18 protein-coding genes and 3 tRNA genes are annotated in these 17098 nt (G+C 74.2%); 11 read left to right on the top strand and 10 right to left on the bottom strand.

What is annotated here, in order from left to right; all coding sequences use genetic code 11:
* Positions 1-6: 6 nt before the first annotated feature.
* The gene (locus tag AC1DQC_RS16700; RefSeq protein ID WP_477052359.1) at positions 7-1674 is read left to right on the top strand and encodes an ABC-F family ATP-binding cassette domain-containing protein; all 1668 of its coding nucleotides are present in this window, start codon (positions 7-9) and stop codon (positions 1672-1674) included.
* On the opposite strand, the gene AC1DQC_RS16695 is transcribed toward AC1DQC_RS16700, so the two are convergent.
* Both AC1DQC_RS16695 and AC1DQC_RS16690 read right to left on the bottom strand, forming a co-directional pair.
* Positions 1664-2314 carry a Pr6Pr family membrane protein gene (locus AC1DQC_RS16695; protein ID WP_477052358.1) on the bottom strand — a complete coding sequence of 217 codons (651 nt, stop codon included), beginning with the start codon at positions 2312-2314 and terminating at the stop codon, positions 1664-1666. The two genes, AC1DQC_RS16700 and AC1DQC_RS16695, sit on opposite strands and share 11 nt — an antisense overlap.
* Complete coding sequence (locus tag AC1DQC_RS16690) at positions 2311-2865, bottom strand: NUDIX hydrolase family protein (RefSeq protein ID WP_477052357.1); 555 nt, start codon at positions 2863-2865, stop codon at positions 2311-2313. Before AC1DQC_RS16690 ends, AC1DQC_RS16695 begins: the two co-directional genes overlap by 4 nt.
* Positions 2866-3031: 166 nt before the next feature.
* Between AC1DQC_RS16690 and trxA the strand changes: the two genes are divergently transcribed.
* Entirely contained in the window at positions 3032-3400 is a 369-nt protein-coding gene (trxA, locus tag AC1DQC_RS16685; RefSeq protein ID WP_370503817.1) for a thioredoxin, read from the top strand.
* Between the two features lie 64 nt (positions 3401-3464).
* Here the strand turns inward: trxA and AC1DQC_RS16680 are convergent.
* Together AC1DQC_RS16680 and bcp are read right to left on the bottom strand one after the other, a co-directional pair.
* Positions 3465-3550: transfer RNA gene (locus AC1DQC_RS16680), tRNA-Leu, on the bottom strand.
* A 37-nt stretch (positions 3551-3587) separates the two neighbouring features.
* Positions 3588-4055: a thioredoxin-dependent thiol peroxidase gene (gene bcp / locus AC1DQC_RS16675; protein WP_477052356.1), complete on the bottom strand. Its 468-nt coding sequence runs from the start codon at positions 4053-4055 to the stop codon at positions 3588-3590.
* A 114-nt stretch (positions 4056-4169) separates the two neighbouring features.
* Between bcp and AC1DQC_RS16670 the strand changes: the two genes are divergently transcribed.
* The 4 genes from AC1DQC_RS16670 to AC1DQC_RS16655 all read left to right on the top strand — a co-directional run bounded on the left by AC1DQC_RS16670 (position 4170) and on the right by AC1DQC_RS16655 (position 6565).
* Positions 4170-4466, top strand: coding sequence for a GroES family chaperonin (locus AC1DQC_RS16670; RefSeq protein WP_477052384.1), 297 nt, complete (start codon positions 4170-4172; stop codon positions 4464-4466).
* A 133-nt stretch (positions 4467-4599) separates the two neighbouring features.
* Positions 4600-4803 (top strand): hypothetical protein, encoded by a 204-nt coding sequence (locus tag AC1DQC_RS16665; RefSeq protein ID WP_477052355.1) that lies wholly within the window; start codon positions 4600-4602, stop codon positions 4801-4803.
* Positions 4804-4869: 66 nt separating this feature from the next.
* Positions 4870-4945: transfer RNA gene (locus AC1DQC_RS16660), tRNA-Lys, on the top strand.
* Between the two features lie 141 nt (positions 4946-5086).
* Positions 5087-6565, top strand: coding sequence for a dihydrolipoyl dehydrogenase family protein (locus AC1DQC_RS16655; protein ID WP_477052354.1), 1479 nt, complete (start codon positions 5087-5089; stop codon positions 6563-6565).
* An 80-nt stretch (positions 6566-6645) separates the two neighbouring features.
* Here the strand turns inward: AC1DQC_RS16655 and AC1DQC_RS16650 are convergent, their stop codons facing one another.
* The 3 genes from AC1DQC_RS16650 to AC1DQC_RS16640 form a co-directional block, all read right to left on the bottom strand.
* Positions 6646-7650, bottom strand: coding sequence for a glycine betaine ABC transporter substrate-binding protein (locus AC1DQC_RS16650; protein ID WP_477052353.1), 1005 nt, complete (start codon positions 7648-7650; stop codon positions 6646-6648).
* A 74-nt stretch (positions 7651-7724) separates the two neighbouring features.
* Positions 7725-8501, bottom strand: coding sequence for an ABC transporter permease (locus AC1DQC_RS16645; RefSeq protein WP_477052352.1), 777 nt, complete (start codon positions 8499-8501; stop codon positions 7725-7727).
* A gap of 1 nt (position 8502) precedes the next feature.
* Entirely contained in the window at positions 8503-9177 is a 675-nt protein-coding gene (locus AC1DQC_RS16640; RefSeq protein WP_477052351.1) for an ABC transporter permease, read from the bottom strand.
* 77 nt (positions 9178-9254) lie between these two features.
* Here AC1DQC_RS16640 and AC1DQC_RS16635 point away from each other — a divergent pair, with 77 nt between their 5' ends.
* The 3 genes from AC1DQC_RS16635 to AC1DQC_RS16625 all read left to right on the top strand — a co-directional run bounded on the left by AC1DQC_RS16635 (position 9255) and on the right by AC1DQC_RS16625 (position 11398).
* The gene (locus AC1DQC_RS16635; RefSeq protein ID WP_477052350.1) at positions 9255-10298 is read left to right on the top strand and encodes an ABC transporter ATP-binding protein; all 1044 of its coding nucleotides are present in this window, start codon (positions 9255-9257) and stop codon (positions 10296-10298) included.
* Positions 10295-11221 (top strand): ATP-grasp domain-containing protein, encoded by a 927-nt coding sequence (locus AC1DQC_RS16630; protein WP_477052349.1) that lies wholly within the window; start codon positions 10295-10297, stop codon positions 11219-11221. Before AC1DQC_RS16635 ends, AC1DQC_RS16630 begins: the two co-directional genes overlap by 4 nt.
* Positions 11222-11322: 101 nt before the next feature.
* A tRNA-His gene (locus AC1DQC_RS16625) sits at positions 11323-11398 on the top strand.
* Here AC1DQC_RS16625 and AC1DQC_RS16620 read toward each other — a convergent pair.
* Positions 11377-13635 carry an FUSC family protein gene (locus tag AC1DQC_RS16620; RefSeq protein ID WP_477052348.1) on the bottom strand — a complete coding sequence of 753 codons (2259 nt, stop codon included), beginning with the start codon at positions 13633-13635 and terminating at the stop codon, positions 11377-11379. The genes AC1DQC_RS16625 and AC1DQC_RS16620 overlap by 22 nt on opposite strands.
* 20 nt (positions 13636-13655) lie before the next feature.
* A complete protein-coding gene (orn, locus tag AC1DQC_RS16615) occupies positions 13656-14327 on the bottom strand; it encodes an oligoribonuclease (RefSeq protein ID WP_477052347.1) in 672 nt (223 codons plus the stop codon).
* Positions 14328-14446: 119 nt separating this feature from the next.
* Here orn and AC1DQC_RS16610 point away from each other — a divergent pair, with 119 nt between their 5' ends.
* Complete coding sequence (locus tag AC1DQC_RS16610) at positions 14447-15151, top strand: phosphatase PAP2 family protein (protein ID WP_477052346.1); 705 nt, start codon at positions 14447-14449, stop codon at positions 15149-15151.
* 264 nt (positions 15152-15415) lie between these two features.
* On the opposite strand, the gene AC1DQC_RS16605 is transcribed toward AC1DQC_RS16610, so the two are convergent.
* Complete coding sequence (locus tag AC1DQC_RS16605) at positions 15416-15607, bottom strand: hypothetical protein (protein ID WP_477052345.1); 192 nt, start codon at positions 15605-15607, stop codon at positions 15416-15418.
* A 207-nt stretch (positions 15608-15814) separates the two neighbouring features.
* Here AC1DQC_RS16605 and AC1DQC_RS16600 point away from each other — a divergent pair.
* Positions 15815-17098, top strand: a 1284-nt coding sequence (locus AC1DQC_RS16600; RefSeq protein WP_477052344.1) for an APC family permease, incomplete at its 3' end; no start/stop codon positions are given.

Genomic DNA, 17098 nt, shown 5'->3' with positions numbered 1-17098 from the left:
CCTGCGGTGAGTGAGAACTCGTCCGACGTCCAGCTCGTCGCCGACGCCGTCACCTACGGCTATCCCGGCCACGCCGTGCTGGACCGCGTCGACCTCACGGTCAGCGCGGGGGACCGGGTGGGCATCGTCGGCGAGAACGGCGCCGGCAAGACGACGCTGCTGCGCGTGCTCGCGGGCGACCTGGCGCCCCAGGCGGGCACGGTCCGCCGCTCCGGCAGCCTGGCCTCCGTCGAGCAGGACCTCGACGCCCCCGCCGGCGCGACCGTCGCCACGTTCGTCGCCGAGGCGCTGGCCGGGGTCCGGGCCGCTGCCGGTGAGCTCGAGGCGGCGATCGCTGCCTTCGACCACGAGACCGGCGACCTGACGCGCCTGACGACGGCGGTCGCCCGGTACGAGCACTTGGCCGCGTGGGACGCCGACCGCCGCGTGGACGAGGCGCTCACGCGGTTCGGCGCCCCGCGGGACCCCGACCGGCGCCTGGACCAGCTGAGCGTCGGCGAGCGGTACCGCGTGCGGCTGGCGTGCCGGATCGGGGAGCGCGCCGACCTGTTGCTGCTCGACGAGCCGACCAACCACCTCGACGTCGCCGGCATCGACTACCTGACCGCGCAGCTGCGGCACTGGCCGGGCGCCGTGGTCATCGTCACGCACGACCGCAGACTCCTCGACGACGTGATGACGGCGATCCTCGACCTCGACCCTGCGATGGACGGCCGGCCCGCGCTCTACGGCGCGACGCGCTACTCGGACTACCGGTTCCTCAAGAGCCAGATGGTCCGGCGCTGGCGCGCGCGGTACCGGGCCGAGCGCAAGCGCGCCCTCGCGCTCGCCGAGCGGCTCGACTCCACGTACGAGAACCTGTCCGACGAGTGGCGCCCCCCGAAGGGCTCCCAGACGCACAGGCGGGCCACCCGGGCCCGGGGCCACGTCAAGGCGGCGGACCGGCTGATCCAGAAGCTGGAGACCGACGCCGTCGAGGTGCCGGCCCCGCCGCTGGTGCTGGCCTTCCCTGACCTGCCGTCGCTGCCCGCCGACCCGCGGCCGGGACCCCTGCTCGACCTGCGTGCGCCGCTCGTCGCCGGGCGGCTCGACCTGCCGGGCGTCCGCATCGACGTCCCGGCCTGCGGCCGGCTGCTGGTCACGGGCCCGAACGGCTCGGGCAAGTCGACGCTGCTGGCCGCGCTGGCGGGGTCGGTGGCGCTCGATCGCGGGGTCCGCACGATCGCCCCCGGGGTCCGCCTCGGTGTGCTCGCCCAGGAGGGCCCCACCGAGCACGCGGCCGCGGTCGTCGCGCACCCGCGCGCCGCGGGCGTAGCCGAGCAGCTCTCGGGCTTCGACGCCTACGCCCGGCACGCGTTGACGCTGCTCGAGGCCTCGCTGCTCGATCCCGGCCAGCTGGTTCCCGTGGCAGCGCTCGGCCTGCTCTCCGAGGAGGACCTCGAGCGCCCGCTGCGCGAGCTCTCCGTGGGTCAGCGCCGCCGGTTCGACCTCGCGTGCGCGCTGCTCGCCGCGCCGCACGTGCTCATCCTCGACGAGCCGACCAACCACCTGTCGGTCGGTCTGGTCGACGAGCTCACCGCGGCGCTGCGCGCAACGTCCGCCGCGGTCGTCGTCGCCACCCACGACCGCCGGATGCGGGCGGACCTCGCGGACTGGCCCGAGCTCAGTCTCTGACGGGGCGGGGCGCCGGGCGCAGCACGCGTTCGAGCCCGAGGGTCGCGAAGGCGAGCGCGAGGAAGATGATCGCGACGACCCCCGTGCGCACGAGGGCCGAGGCGAGCCCGATCTCGGAGACGTCGAGGAACGGGTAGGGGTACCAGTCGACGATCGCGCCGCGCACGAATGTGTAGGCGATCCACGCCAGGGGATAGGCCACCGACCACGCGACGGCCGCCGCGGACAGGCGCGGGCGCGGCCCGACGAGGAGCCACGCGAGCACGGTGCCCACCGGCACGACCGTGTGGAGCAGCAGGTTGGACAGCGCCCCGGCGGGCGTGAGGTCCTGCAGCCCCGCGAGGACCGCGTGGTACACGATGCCCGTGACGGCGATGCACAGCAGGGCGTCCAGCCGCAGGACGGCGAACACGCGGCCCCGGCGGTCCGGACGCCACGCGAGCACGCCCGAGGCGATCGCCGCGAGGATGTTGGACTGGATGGTGAAGTAGCTGAACAGCCGCACGAGCCGGGTGCCCACGTCGTCGGCCCCGAGCGCGGTGCCCACCTCCATGAGCACGCCGACGCAGGCGGCGACGAAGACGATCGCGTGCAGCGTCCGGGCGAGCGCGTACGGCGGTCCCGCCGAAGGCCCGGTCACGGCAGGCGGCCCACGTGACCCATCGCCTGGCGCAGCAGCAGACCCTGGCCGCCGTTCATCTCGAACTGGATCTGTTCGGCGCACGCCTCCTCGGGCGTCATCCACGCGAGGTCGATCGCGTCCTGCTGCGGCCGGCAGTCCCCGAGGACGGGCACGACGTACGCGAGCGAGACCGCGTGCTGACGGGCGTCGTGGTACGGCGTCACCCCGGGCGTCGGGAAGTACTCCGCGACAGTGAACGGCTGCGGCGACGCCGGGATCTGGGGGAGCGCGACCGGTCCGAGGTCCTTCTCGATGTGCCGCACGAGGGCGTCGCGCACCCGCTCGTGGTACATCACGCGCCCCGAGACGAGGGCGCGGGACATCACGCCCTCCTGGGTCACGCGCAGCAGCAGGCCGACCTGGACGACGTCCCCGGAGTCGTCCACCCGCACGGGGATGGCGTCGACGTAGAGGATGGGCAGCTGGGCGCGGACGCGGGAGATCTCGTCGGCGCTCAACCAGCCGGCGGGGCGTTCGGGGCCGCGGGGGTACTCGGCGGAAGCGGTCACCGACCATGTCTACCTCGTCGCCGCGGCCGACGACGACGCGGCGCGCTTACCCGCGCCCGGATCGCCCACCGCCGAGGTGTGCGTCGCGGCACTCTCGGGAATAGTCGTCGGTGGTTGTGTGCTCTACCTCGCAGCAACTGGCAGCAACCGAGACTGGAGGAACGTCATGGCGACGACAGAGCTGACCGGCAGCACGATCGGCCAGACCATCAAGGACAACGAGATCGTCCTGGTCGACTTCTGGGCGGAGTGGTGCGGGCCGTGCAAGCGCTTCGGGCCCGTCTTCGAGGACTCCTCGGAGAACCACCCGGACGTCGTGCACGCCAAGGTCGACACCGAGGCCGAGCAGGAGCTCGCGGCCGAGCTGCAGATCTTCTCCATCCCGACCCTCATGGCCTTCCGCGACGGGATCCTGGTGTTCAACCAGGCCGGCGCGCTGCCGGCTCCCGCGCTGGAGCAGGTGGTCGAGGCCGTGAAGGCGCTCGACATGGACGAGGTGCGCGAGAAGATCGCCGCGGCCGCCACGACGGCCTGACCTCGACCCACGGAACGGCCGGCCCCACCACGGGGCCGGTCGTTCTTGCGTTGGTCGCGACGGGTGGTGCGGGAGACGGGAGTCGAACCCGCACGCCCTCTCGGGCACCAGGACCTAAACCTGGCGTGGCTGCCGTTTCACCACTCCCGCGCAGCGGAAGTTTCCCACAAGCGCGCTCGCGCAGGCGTCAGGCGACCTTGAGGTCCCGGCGCAGCTTGGCGACGTGCCCGGTCGCCTTGACGTTGTACTGCGCGAGCTCGACGCGGCCCTCGGCATCCACGACGACGGTCGAGCGGATCACGCCGGTCACCGTCTTGCCGTAGTTGAGCTTCTCGCCCCACGCACCCCACGCCTCGAGCACGGCGTGCTCCGGGTCCGACCCGAGCGGAAACGTCAGGTGCTCCTGCTCGACGAACGCGGCGAGCTTGGCGACGGGGTCCGGGGAGACGCCCACGACGGCGAACCCCGCGCCCTGCAACGACGCGAGGTTGTCGCGGAAGTCGCACGCCTGCGTGGTGCAGCCGGGGGTCATCGCCGCGGGGTAGAAGTACACGATGACGCGACGGCCGCGCAGGTCGGAGAGGCTCACGGTCCCGCCGTCGGCGGTCGGCAGCGTGAAGTCGGGGGCGAGGTCGCCGACGGCGAGGCGAGGCACGGTGTCTCCTGGCTGACGAAGGGGTGGGGACCGGCGTCAGCCTACGTCGGCGCGCGAGGTAGCGTCGGGCGCGTGAGCACCACCTCGTCCGGGCACGCCGAGCTGCCCATCCGCATGCTCAACGACCGCCTGCTGGTCTCGCTCGACGGCGAGGCGGGGGAGCGGCGCTCGTCGGCCGGCATCGTCATCCCCGCGACCGCGGTCGTCGGCAAGCGCCTCGCGTGGGGCGCGGTCGTGGCCGTCGGGCAGCACGTGCGTCAGGTCCAGCTGGGCGACCGCGTGCTGTTCGACCCCGAGGACCGCGCCGAGGTCGAGCTCAGCGGCGCCACATACGTGCTCCTGCGGGAGAAGGACGTGCACGCCGTCGCCGAGCCCCGCGCGACCGGCGAGGGAACCGGCCTGTACCTCTGAGCGTTCCTCCTACGCGGCGGCGCCGAGCCCGGTGTCGTCGGCGTAGCGCCTTGCCCGACGTCGATCGTGGTGGTGGCATGAGCAGATGGGACATCCGGACGTGCGTCCGGGGAGCCCGAGGAGGTCGACCGACATGACCGAGCACGACGCCACCCCCGTGGTCCCCGACGAGGACGAGACCACACAGCCCGTCCTCGACCTGCTCGCCGAGCACGTCCCGCTGGCGCTGATCGTGGACCTCGTCACGCCGGAGGCGACGTCCGCCGAGATCCTCCAGGCCGAGGGTCTGCCCGAGGACGAGTGGTGGGAGCAGCCGCCCGCGGCCGAGGACGCGTGACGGTCGTCACGACCGCGGCTCCCGATTGGCAGATCCGGCGTCCGGCCTGCTAGCGTTCTCAACCGCGCGCCATTAGCTCAATTGGCAGAGCAGCTGACTCTTAATCAGCGGGTTCGGGGTTCGAGTCCCTGATGGCGCACCATCGAAGGGCCTCCCACCAGCGGAAATGCTGGGGGAGGCCCTTCGTCGTCGTCCGGCTCGCTCTGCGCGGAACGGCGCTCCGGGTGACCATGGGCGAGGTCCCCGGCCGTCGGTGCCGCGGGCGCGACCCGTGGGAGTGGTGATGGCGGAGCAGGAGCGCGAGTTCGACGTCGTGGTGATCGGTGGTGGGGCGGTGGGCGAGAACGCCGCGGACCGGGCCGGGCGGACCGGGCTCAGCGTGGCGCTCGTCGAGCACGAGCTCGTGGGGGGCGAGTGCTCGTACTGGGCCTGCATGCCCTCCAAGGCGCTCCTGCGGCCCGGTGCGGCCCTGGCCTCGGCACGCGATGCGCCGGGCGCCGGCGCCGCCGTGACGGGGGACGTGGACGTCGCGGCGACGTTCGCCCGGCGYGACGAGGTGGCTCACCAGTGGGACGACTCCTCGCAGGCCGAGTGGGTGGACGGTGCGGGGATCACGCTGCTGCGGGGGCGCGCACGGTTCACCGCGCCGCGCACCCTCCAGGTCGGCTCGGACGTCGTCCGGGCGCGCCACGCCGTGATCGTCGCCACCGGGTCCGCGCCCGTGATCCCCGACGTCGACGGGCTCGCCGCGCTGCCGCCGTGGACCAGCCGCGACGCCACGTCGGCGCACCAGGTGCCCGCGCGGCTCGCCGTCATCGGCGGCGGCGTCGTGGGCGTGGAGATGGCGACGGCGTTCGCCGACTTCGGCAGCGCCGTGACCCTGCTGGTGCGGGGGGACCGGCTGCTGGTCGGTGCGGAGCCGTTCGCCGCGGACGCCGTGGCCGGGGCGCTCGCCGGGTTGGGCGTCACCGTCCTGTTCGGCACCGAGGCGAGCGCCGCCCGGCGCGAGGACGACGGCGTGCATCTGCGTCTCGAGGGCCGGGCGGACCTGGTCGTCGACGAGGTGCTCGTCGCCACCGGGCGTCGGCCCCGGACCGCCGAGCTGGGGCTCGAGACCCTCGGCCTGGAACCGGGCGCGCGGTTGACGGTCGACGACGCCCTGCAGGTGACCGGGGTCGAGGGTGGCTGGCTGTTCGCGGTCGGTGACGTGTCGGGGCGCACCGCGACGACGCACCAGGGCAAGTACGACGCCCGCGTGGCCGGCGACGTCGTCGCGGCGCGGTTCGACCCGCGTGCGTCTGAGGCCGAGTCGCCCGACGGCGCGACGCCGGGGGACCGCGCGCTGTCGGCGCACGACGAGCGCGCGGCCGGGCCGTGGAGCCGCTACCGGTCGACGGCCGACGAGGCCGCGGTGCCGCAGGTCGTGTTCACGCGGCCCGAGGTCGCCTGGGTGGGGCTGACCGAGGCGGCCGCGCGCGAGAGGGGCCTGGAGGCCCGGGTGGTGTCGTACGACCTCGCGAACGTCGCGGGGGCGAGCGTCCTCTCCGCGGACTACGCCGGCAGGGCGCAGATCGTCCTCGACGACGCCCGCGGCGTGATCGTCGGCGCGACGTTCGTCGGACCCGACGTGGCCGAGATGCTGCACGCCGCGACGATCGCCGTCGTGGGCGAGGTACCGCTCGAGCGGCTCTGGCACGCGGTGCCCGCCTACCCGACCGTGAGCGAGGTCTGGCTGCGGTTCCTGGAGACCGCGGGGCTCTGAAGCGAGCGGCTCGGAACGAGGAACGACTGAGGGCGGGCCCGACCGGGGCGAACCGGTCGGACCCGCCCTCGGCGGTTGACTCAGCTGTCGGCGGCGAGGGACCCGTCGCTCGACAGCACCAGACCGATGGCCGCCTCACCCTTGCGGACGGCCTGGCCGATCAGGCCGAAGTCGTACGACTTGAAGTCGGCGAAATCGATCCCGTAGGTGTCCTCGAGACCCAGCTGGCAGAACGGGCGCTCCGGGCACTCGGCGGGCCCGGCCAGCACCAGGCCGCCGCAGGTGGCGGCGAGGTCGCTGAGCGTCTTCAGGTCGTGCTTCGCGGCGAACTCGCTGGTCACGGCGAACGCGTTCTGGTCCTGCGCGGCCGACGGCTTGCCGACGACGAGCCCGGCGGCGTCCGCGAGCGGGGTCAGGGCCGTCACGGTCGCGTCGACGTCGGACGAGGCGACCGACGTCGCGTCGGCGCCGTTCTGCTGGGCGTTGAGGAAGTCGGCGAGCGTCGCGGCGTACTCCGGGACCGCGGTGAGCGTGCCGTCCGCCAGCGGCGGCAGGTACGTCTCCCGGTTGCCGATGGTCCGCACCTCGACCGTGTAGCCCGCGGTGCGCAGCACGGCGGCGTAGATCTCGGCGAGCGTGGCGCTCTCGGAGAAGTTCGCCGCGCCGACCACCAGCGACGTGCCCGTGCCGGGTGTGTCCGTCGCGGCCAGCTTCTCGGTGTCGACGAACTCGCCGGCCACCTCGCTGGAGGTCTTCCGGTCGATGTCGACGGCCTTGTTGAGCTCGATGAGCTTCTCGGTGGTCAGCGCCGCCGAGACCGTGTCCAGCAGCTCGACGACGGACGGGTTCGCCGTCGCCGCCGCCTTGTTCACCGCCGGGATGATGTTGTCGGCGTTCTGGAGGCCCTTGTCGTCCTCGAGGACGACCAGCTTGTCGCCCGCGATCGGGTCGCAGGTGGCGAGCCCGGAGCTGCCCGACGAGGTCGGCTCGGCCTCACCGCCGCCCGAGCCGGGGGCGCCGCACGCGCCGAGCGCCAGGGCGGCGACGGCGATCAGGGTCAGGGTGGTGGAGCGTCTCGCTCGCATGGTGCTCTCCTCGGGGAGTCAGCAGGGGCGGGAAGGGTGTCCCAGGTGGTGACGGACGGGGACCGTCGACGAGATCAGGAGGATGGGCCGGACCTATTCGATCCGCTCGCCGCGGGCTCGGCAACCCCTGGCGACGTGCCGCGTGACCGGCGCGTTCGTCGAGTGGGGTCGTCGGAGGTGTCCCGGGCCAGCGCGCGCAGGCCGCGGGGTGTCATGAAGTGCTGGACGATCGCGAGCAGACCCTCGGACACGAGGCAGAGCGCCGCGACGAGGATGCCGCCCGCAAGCACCTGGCCGTAGTCCTGGGTGCCGAAGCCGGTGACCACGATGGTGCCGAGGCTCCGGCCGCCCACGAGGGCTGCCAGCGGCACGGTCGCGAGCACCTGGACGGACGCGGTGCGGATGCCTGCGGCGATGAGCGGGACGGCGAGCGGGAGCTCGACGGCCCAGAGGCTGCGGCGGCCCGACATGCCCACGCCGCGCGCCGCGTCGCGCACGTCGGCGTCGACCTCCCCGAGGCCGGTCACCGTGTTGGTGAGCAGCGGGGGGACCGCGAAGACGGCGCACGCGAGCACGGTCGCGGTGTTGCCGAACAGCCCGCTGGCGGCCAGCAGCGTGAGCAGCGCCAGCGTGGGCAGGGCGCGCGTCGTGTTGGCGACGACGACGCCGACCGTGCCGCCCCGGCGGCGGTGGCCCAGCCAGAGGCCCACCGGGAGCGCGACGACGGCGGCGAGGAGCACCGCGAGCACGGACACGATGATGTGGTCGCGCGTCAGGGCCAGCACCCCGTTGCGACCCGTCCAGTTGAGCGGGTCGTTGAGCCACGCGATCGCTTCGGCCAGGACGTTCACGTCACACCGGCCTCTCGACGCGCGCCCACGGCGTCAGTCGGCGTCCGACGAAGGCGAGCACCAGGTCGCAGACGAGCGCGAGCAGCAGGCAGAGCACCGTCGCGGTCATGATCTCGGCGTGGTAGTTGCTGCGGAAGCCGCGGAACATCAGCTGCCCGAGCCCCCCGTACCCGACCACCACACCGACCGTGACCAGGGCGACGGTGGTGACCGTGGCCAGCCGGAGGCCGGCGACGATGCTGGGCAGCGCCTGGGGGAGCTCGACCGATAACAGCATGCGCGCCCGGCCGTAGCCCATGCCGCGCGCGGCGTCCCGCACCGCGGGGTCGACTCCCTGCAGACCGACCAGGACGTTCCGGGTCAGCACCAGCAGCGCGTAGGACACGAGGCCGATGAGCACCGTCGCGCGGCCGATGCCCGTGTACGGCGCGAGGATGGCGAACAGGGCGAGGGACGGCACGGTGTAGAGCACGCCGGCGACGCCGAGCACGGGACCTGCCAGCCGGGGCCGCAGGTGCGCGAGCGCGCCGAGCGGCAGGGCAAGGACGAACGCGATCACGACCGCCTCGAGGGTCAGCGACGCGTGCTGCTCCAGGGCGCGCCCGATGTCGGCGCTGTTGCGCTCGACGTACTCCCACGAGAACCACGGGTTGGGTGGGGCCTGGGCCAGACGCATCCCGCGAACGTACCGGGGCCCTCCGACACCCGCCTACCCAGAGGCGGTTGTCGGACGCAGGCACTAGCGTCCGGGAGGTGGCAGACGACCCGGCGATCGCCTTCGAGCACGTCAGCAAGTCCTACGCGCGCAACGAGTCGGGCTCGGGCGCGGCGGTCGACGACCTCTCCCTCGAGGTGTTCCCGGGMGAGGTGCTCGTGCTCGTGGGGCCGTCGGGCTGCGGCAAGTCGACCACGCTGCGCATGGCCAACCGCCTGGTGGAACCGACGTCCGGCCGCATCATGCTCGAGGGCGAGGACGTGACCACCGTGGACCCGGTGGGCCTGCGTCGAAGGATGGGCTACGTGATCCAGAACGTCGGGCTTTTCCCGCACCGCACGGTCGCGCAGAACGTCGCCACGGTGCCTGGCCTGGTGGGCTGGGACCGCAAGCGGACGACCGCGCGGGTGGCCGAGCTGCTGGACCTGGTCGGCCTCGACCCGGACCGGTACGCCCGCCGGTACCCCCACGAGCTCTCCGGCGGCGAGCGCCAGCGGGTCGGCGTCGCCCGGGCCCTCGCCACGGACCCGCCCGTGCTGCTCATGGACGAGCCGTTCGGCGCGGTGGACCCCGTCGGGCGGCGGCGGCTGCAGACCGAGTTCGCGCGCATCCAGCGGACCGTCGGCATCACGGTGATGCTGGTGACGCACGACATCGACGAGGCCGTGCGGATGGCGGACCGCGTCGCCGTGCTCAGCCCGGGCGCCCACATCGAGCAGCTGGCGTCCCCGCTCGACGTGGTGGCCCGACCGGCCACGCCCGCGGTCGCGGACCTGGTGGGACGCGGACGCACCGCCCGGCTGCTGGCGCTCGGCCGACTTGAGCCGGTGGACCTCGACCCGGTGGACCCGGCGGCGGCGCCTGCGGAAGGCGGCCTGCGCGTCGGGGCCGAGCTGGGTGATGTCCTCGCCGCGTTCGTCGGCGTCGACGGCCCCCTGCCGGTGCGGGACGGTGACGGCCGCGTCGTCGGCACCGCGACCCCCGCCACGGTGGTGCGGGCGCTGGACCGCCTCACCGAGGCGGCCGACGAGACGCACGCCACAGCCGGTGGGGACACCCCCGTCGGTACGCTGCGCACGTGACCACGACGCAGACCGCCCGCCTCGCGCTCGCCACCTGCGCGGCGCTGCCCGAGCTCGACACCGACGATCACGCCCTGCGCGACGCGTTGCTCGAGCGCGGCATCCCGACGGACGTCGTCGTGTGGGACGACCCGACCGTGGACTGGGGGACGTACCCGCACGTCCTCATCCGCTCGACGTGGGACTACACGGACCGCCCCGCGCAGTTCGCCGACTGGACCCGCAAGGTCGAGCGCACGAGCACGCTGCTCAACCCCGCGTCGGTCGTCGGCTGGAACATCGACAAGACCTACCTGCGGGACCTCGAGACGGCCGGCCTGCCCATCGTCCCGACCATCTGGCTCGATCCCGAGCGCAACCACGACTCGCGCGCCATCCACACCCGGTTCCCGGCGTTCGGCGACTTCGTCATCAAGCCGACCGTCAGCGCCGGCTCGCGTGACACGGGCCGGTACGACGCCGGGGTCACGCAGCAGCGGTCGCTGGCGATCACGCACGCGAAGAACCTGCTCAGCGTCGGGCGCCGCGTCATGATCCAGCGGTACCTGCGCAACGTGGACACCACGGGCGAGACCGCGCTGGTGTTCGTCGACGGCCAGCTCAGCCACTCCGTCCGCAAGGGCGCGCTGCTGGAGGGTCCCTATCGCGAGCAGCTGGCCGACGAGCTGTACCGCCAGGAGATCATGACGGCGCGCGAGGCCAGCGAGGCCGAGCGCGAGGTGGCGGAGCGGGTGGTCGCCGCCCTGCCGGGGATCGTGCCGGGCGCCGACGGGCCGCTGCTGTACGCGCGCGTCGACCTGATCCCGGACGACGAGGGCAACCCCGTCGTCCTCGAGGTGGAGCTCACGGAGCCCTCGCTGTTCTTCGCACACGCCGAGGGCTCGGCGCAGCGCTTCGCGGACGCGGTCGCCGCGCGCCTGTGACGTGAGTCGCAGTGGCCGAGGCCACGGCGGACCGGTTCCAGAACCGGTCGCGGGCTCGGGTACACTTCTCGACGCCCCGGCGTGCGCGTCGGGGGATCGTGGTGGCTATAGCTCAGGTGGTAGAGCACCTGGTTGTGGTCCAGGGGGTCGCGGGTTCAAGTCCCGTTAGCCACCCCATCGCGTCGGGCGTCGACCAGCTGGTCGGCGCCCGACGTCGTTCCCGGGCTCGTCTCCCCGCCCAGGCACAGGCGCGCGACCGGCCCGCCCAGCTTGGCCGACAGGGTCGCGGTGTCGTCGAGGAACAGGCCCACCCACGCGAGCTGGAGCTCGCGCCGGACGACGGCGTCGCTCCGTGGTCCGCGGGTCGCCTCCAGGAGGTGGACGACCAGCTCCTGCGTGTCGTCGGGCAGCGGAGCCGGCACCGGCGAGCCGCGGTGCACCAGCGCCCCGGCGATGCCGTGGAACCAGCCCTGGGCGCCCGCGGAGCGGCCGAGCAGGAGCGCGTCGATCTGCTCGTCGCCGCCGCGCGGAGAGGGGTGCGGCCGCGGCAGCTCGTCGATCGCCTCGGCGGCGAGCCGGAGCCGGCCGACGCCGTTGACCACCGCCGTCATCGTCTCCAGGCCGTCCGGCCGGATCCCGCGCTCGGCCAGGTACTGCCGCAGAGCCCCGTCGAGCCGGAGGGCCGCCGACGCGGCCGCCGGCCCGGCCGTGCGCGGCAGGTCGGGGCTGACCGTGCGGCGCACCGTGTCCACCAGTAGGTCGGAGGCCGTCCGGTAGGCCTCCGCGAGCGCGTGCCGCACCCTGGCGTCGGCGCTGCCCGGCCACAGCAGCAGCCCGACGACGAGGGCGGCCGCGCAGCCGATCGCCACGTCCTGCACCCGGACGAGCCCCACCTCCCAGCCGACCGGTTGCAGGATGTTGAAGAGGATCACGACAGCGACGGTGAATGCCGCCTGGCCCGCGGCGAACGACACCGTCTGCGGGGCGAACCCGGCGACCAGCACGGCGAGGGGCAGCAGCACCCAGAGCGTCGCCGGGCCGGTGCCGACGAGCACGATGAGCCCGCCGCCCACGACGAACCCGGCGACCGTGCCCAGCAGCGCGCGCAGTACCGTCGACGTGGTGGTCAGGGCGGAGGTGCGCAGCACCGACATCGCACCCAGCACCACCCAGAAGCCGTGCTCGACGTGGCTGACCTGCGCGACGAGCACGGCGAGGGCCAGCCCCGCGCCGATCCGGAGGCTGTTCTGCAGCCACACCGAGTCGCGGCGCACCTGCTGGGCGGCCAGCCGGCCGGCGGCGGTGACCGGACCGACCGCGAGCGGCGTGGCGCCGCGCCCGAGCAGGCGGTCGACCAGCGGCCTCGCGTCGGCCGCCGCCGAGGCCGCGGCGGTCCGCCCCGCGAGCTCGGCCGCGTAGGCCCACGCGTGCGCCCGCTGCGTGTGGTGGTCGAGCTGGTCGGCCGTGAGGGGCAGGCCGTGCGCGAGCTCGTCGGCCAGCTCGTCCACCGCGTCCCGGCGGGTGTCGGCCAGTGCCCCGAGCGCGGCGTCGAGCCGGCGGCGGGCGTCCACGGACGCGGCGGAGTGCGGGTCCGGGCGCAGCACGCCGCCGGCGCCGGTGAGCACCGCGGCGCACGAGCGGACCACCTGCCGGGTCCACGGCGGCCAGCCGGCGACGGCCGCCGGGTCGGAGACGCGGACCAGCTGGTGCAGCCACTCGAGCTCGTCGGCGAGGMGCAGCAGCAGCCGGCTCCCGGTCGTCAGCGTCACGGGCCGGTACGCGGTGCCGCGCAGCGCGCGACGAAGGTCGGCGAAGGCCGTGTCGACCGCGGCAACGGGGCGGGCGTCGCACAGCGCCGCCAGCTGGGCGCCGAGCGCGCCGCAGGCGGCCGCCGAGGCCGACCGCAGCCTGTCGTGCTCGCGGGGCGGCCACAGCAGCAGCGCCGCCGGCACGCAGACCACGGCGGCCAGCCCCCACCCCAGCAACCGGGACGGGATCTCCGACGGCGCGGCCGGCACGGTCACCGGCAGGATGAAGACGAGCAGCGTGGCGTTGCGTGCGGACGCGACCGCCGCCGAGACCGTCCCCGCGAAGGCGACGAGGGTGCCGACGACGAGCATCGCGAGCGTGGCCGCCCACCACGACCCTGAAACCAGGGTGCCGAGGCAGATGAGCACGCAGCCGACGACCACCAGCCCGGCGTAGGACCCCAGCCGACCCGCCGGGCTGCCGGGGAAGTCGGCGAACAGCAGGAGGGCGAACGACCCGAAGACGCCGAACGTCACCACCTGCGGGTCGTGCAGCAGCAGGTCAGAGACGGCGAGGACGGTCGTGGCCGCCAGGGTGAGCCGGAACGCCCGGTGCTGGGCGTACGCCTCGGGGTCATGGCGGCGCAGCCACCGTCGTAGACGCACGTCACCCCCGACCGGGGCGCTCAGCCTTCCCGCAGCAGAGCGCCCTTCACCGACGTCGCGACGACCTCCGCCGCGATCTTCTTCGCGGCCGCAGAGTCGGGGCCGGGTTGGGCGGGCAGGAGCGCCGCCCGGTAGTAGCGCAGCTCGTCGATGCTCTCGAGGATGTCCGCGAGCGCGCGGTGGCCACCGTTCTTGCGCGGCGAGGCGAAGTAGACGCGCGGGTACCAGCGGCGCGCGAGCTCCTTGATCGACGACACGTCGATCACGCGGTAGTGCAGGTGGCCGACGAGCTCGGGCATGTCGCGGTCGAGGAACGCCTTGTCCGTACCGACGGAGTTGCCCGCCAGCGGCGCCTTGCCGGGGTCCGGCACCCAGGCGCGGATGTACTCGAGGACCGTGGCCTGCGCGTCCTCGAGCGTGGTCCCGCCGGCGAGCCCGTCGAGCAGGCCCGACGTGGTGTGCATGGTGCGGACGAAGTCGTTCATCTGCTCGAGCGACTCGGCGGGCGGCGCGATGATGACGTCCACGCCCTCGCCGAGCACCCGCAGCTCCGAGTCGGTGACGACGGCGGCCACCTCGACCAGGGCGTCGGCGCCGAGGTCGAGGCCGGTCATCTCGCAGTCGATCCAGACGATGCGGTCGGCACTCTCGTGTCCGGGGGCGGCGGGCGCGGGAGTCGGCGTGCTGGTCACGCAGGTCAGCCTAGGGGGCGGTGCGGCCTCGCGCGCTCGTCCAGCGCGCCGACGAGACGGTCGGCGGCGCGGACGTCGACCGCGCTGCAGCCATCGGGGTCGCCGGTTAGCGTCGGTGGATGTCCCCCGACGACGCCCTCGCGCGACGACCCCTCGCCGCTCTGCGGGCACGCCCGGTGCTCTGGGCGGTCCTGCCGGGTGCCCTGCTCGCCGTCGCTGGGCTGGTGGTGTTCTTCGGCGTGCTCGACGGCGTCCGCGAGAAGGACGACCTGTGGGACCTGGACCAGCCGGTGCTCGACTGGCTGGTGGCGCACCGCACCACCGGGTTCACGTCCGCGCTCGCGGCGATCACGTTCGTGTCCGGTCCGACGGTGCTGCCGATCATCGTCGGCGTGGGGTGCCTGGTCTGGGGCCTGGTGCGCCGGGAGTGGTGGCGTCCGGTGCTGCTCGCGGGGGCGATGGTGGGCTCGACGCTGCTCGGGCTCGCGGCGAAGGACCTGGTGGGCCGGGCGCGCCCCCCGGCCGACACCATGTACGTGCCGGGCGCCGAGACCACGGCGTCGTTCCCCTCGGGGCACACCCTGGGCACGGCGACGTTGCTGCTGGTGGCGGGCTACCTCGTGTGCAGCCGGCACCCGTCGACCGGGCGCATCGTCGCCTGGGGCGTCGCCACCGTCGTCGGCACCGCGCTCGTCGCGCTCAGCCGGCTCTACCTGGGCTACCACTTCCTCACCGACGTCGTGGCGGCCGTCGGGCTGGCGGTCGTGGTGCTCGGCGTGGTGTCGGTGGTCGACCGGCTGCACACCGGGCCACCGCCGGGCTGAGCTGCTACCCGACGGTGTCGTCGTGGTCGTCGTGACCGGGAACCGTCGCCGCCAGCCACGCGGCGACCGGCACGACGACGGCGGTGGCGCCGGCGATCCAGAGGCTCGCGGTCCACGAGGTGCCTGCCCAGCGCAGGACGCCGAGCGTGCCCGCGCCGGCGGCGATCCCGAGGCCGATGCGCTCGAGCCAGAGGACGACGTGCCGCGCGGGCGGGGACCACCCGGGTTCTGCAGGGTGGTCCGCGCCCGTGGTGGTGCGGTGGGTCAGCGCGCGCTGACGGCGTCGACGAGCTGCGTCGAGCGCGCCGTGGCGCGCCGCGGATCCGGTGGTCGACCGATGTTCTCGGACGGCTGTCTGACGTGCCGCGCCGCTGCGCGGACACGCACCTGGTGGAAGTGAGCGAGGCGCTGGGAGTGCTCCTGGCGCGCGAGCTCGAGGGAGATGGTCGGGTTCACGGTGTGCTCCTGGGCATGACGGTGTCAGGGGTTTGGGCCCCGGACTGTTGGTGGTGTGGGAGTACTCGACCACGTCGCTGTGGCCGCCGTCACGTGATTATTCGGCCCGTTTCGCCCCGGTTCCGGGTTGCCCGATGTGGCGGGATCTCGACGGTCGTCGCCTGTCCGCCGCATGGCTTCGCGCGGTCCCGGGGGAGAGGCTGCAGCGTGCCCGTGCTCACCGCCCCGACCGCCGTGGTCCAGCCGCGCATCGGGCTGGCGCTCGGCTCCGCGCTCTACGTCGCGTCGGTGCTCGGGACCGGCATCCTCCTGCTCCCGACGCTCGCCGCGCGCGCCGCCGGACCCGCCTCCCTGGTCGCCGTCGCCGCCGTCCTGCTCGCTTCGGTCCCGCTCGCGGCCACGTTCGCGGCCCTGGCCACCCGCCACCCGGACGCCGGCGGCGTGTCGACCTACGTCCGGCTCGCCCTGGGCGCCACCGCGGCCCGGATGACGGGCTACTGGTTCTTCTTCGGGGTGTGCGTCGGCTCGCCGGTGGTGGCGCTGCTCGGCGCGCAGTACGTGGTCGCCATGCTGGGCGGCGCGCAGTGGCAGGTGCCCGTCGTGGGTGCCGCGTTCCTCGTCCCTCCGCTGGTCGTCAACGCGATCGGGCTGCGCCTGGCCGGGCCCGTCCAGCTCGCCCTCACCGGTGCCCTGGTGGTGCTGGTGGTCGGCGTCGTGCTCGTCTCGTTGCCCGCGGCCGACGGGGGCGACCTCGTGCCGTTCGCACCGCACGGCTGGTCGGGCGTCGGCGCCGCCGCGAGCCTGTACGTCTGGGCGTTCGCCGGCTGGGAGGCCGTGACCCACATGGCGGGCGAGTTCCGCGACCCGCGTCGGACCATCCCGCGCGCGACGGCGATCGCGCTGGTGGTGGTGGGCGCGGCGTACCTCGCCCTGCAGTACGTGACCGTGACCGTGCTGGGCGACCAGGCTGCGTCGTCCGACGTCCCGCTGATGGACCTCGTCGACGTCGGCCTGCCGGGTGTCGGTCGCGTGCTCGTGGCGCTCGTCGCCGGGATCGTCACGCTCGGCGTGCTCGGCACGTACCTCGGCGCGTTCGCCAAGCTGGGCGCCTCGCTGGGCCGCGACGGCGACCTGCCCCGCTGGGTGGCGCGCGGGGCGCAGCCGGGCGGGGTGCCCCGGCGCGCGCTCGTCGTCGTCGCTGTGCTGGCCGCCCTCTACTTCGCGATCGCGGTCGCGACCGGCGGAGACCTCGCGCCGTTCGTGCTCGTCCACACCAGCTGCATCGTCGCCATCTACGCCGCCGGGACGGCCGCGGCCGTGCGCCTGCTCCCGCGCGGGACCCGCGGGTGGTGGGCGGCCGTGCTCGCGTGCGTGCTGGCGCTCGGGCTCGCCGTGCTCGCGGGGTGGCACCTCGTGGTGCCACTGGCGCTGGCGGTGGTCGCGGTGGCCGTCGGCGCGAGCCGCCGCCGTGCGCCGCGGCCCCGCCCGACC

It is taken from the genome of Cellulomonas sp. P4_H12 (assembly GCF_056400905.1).
This window is presented reverse-complemented; position numbering and strand designations above follow the sequence as displayed.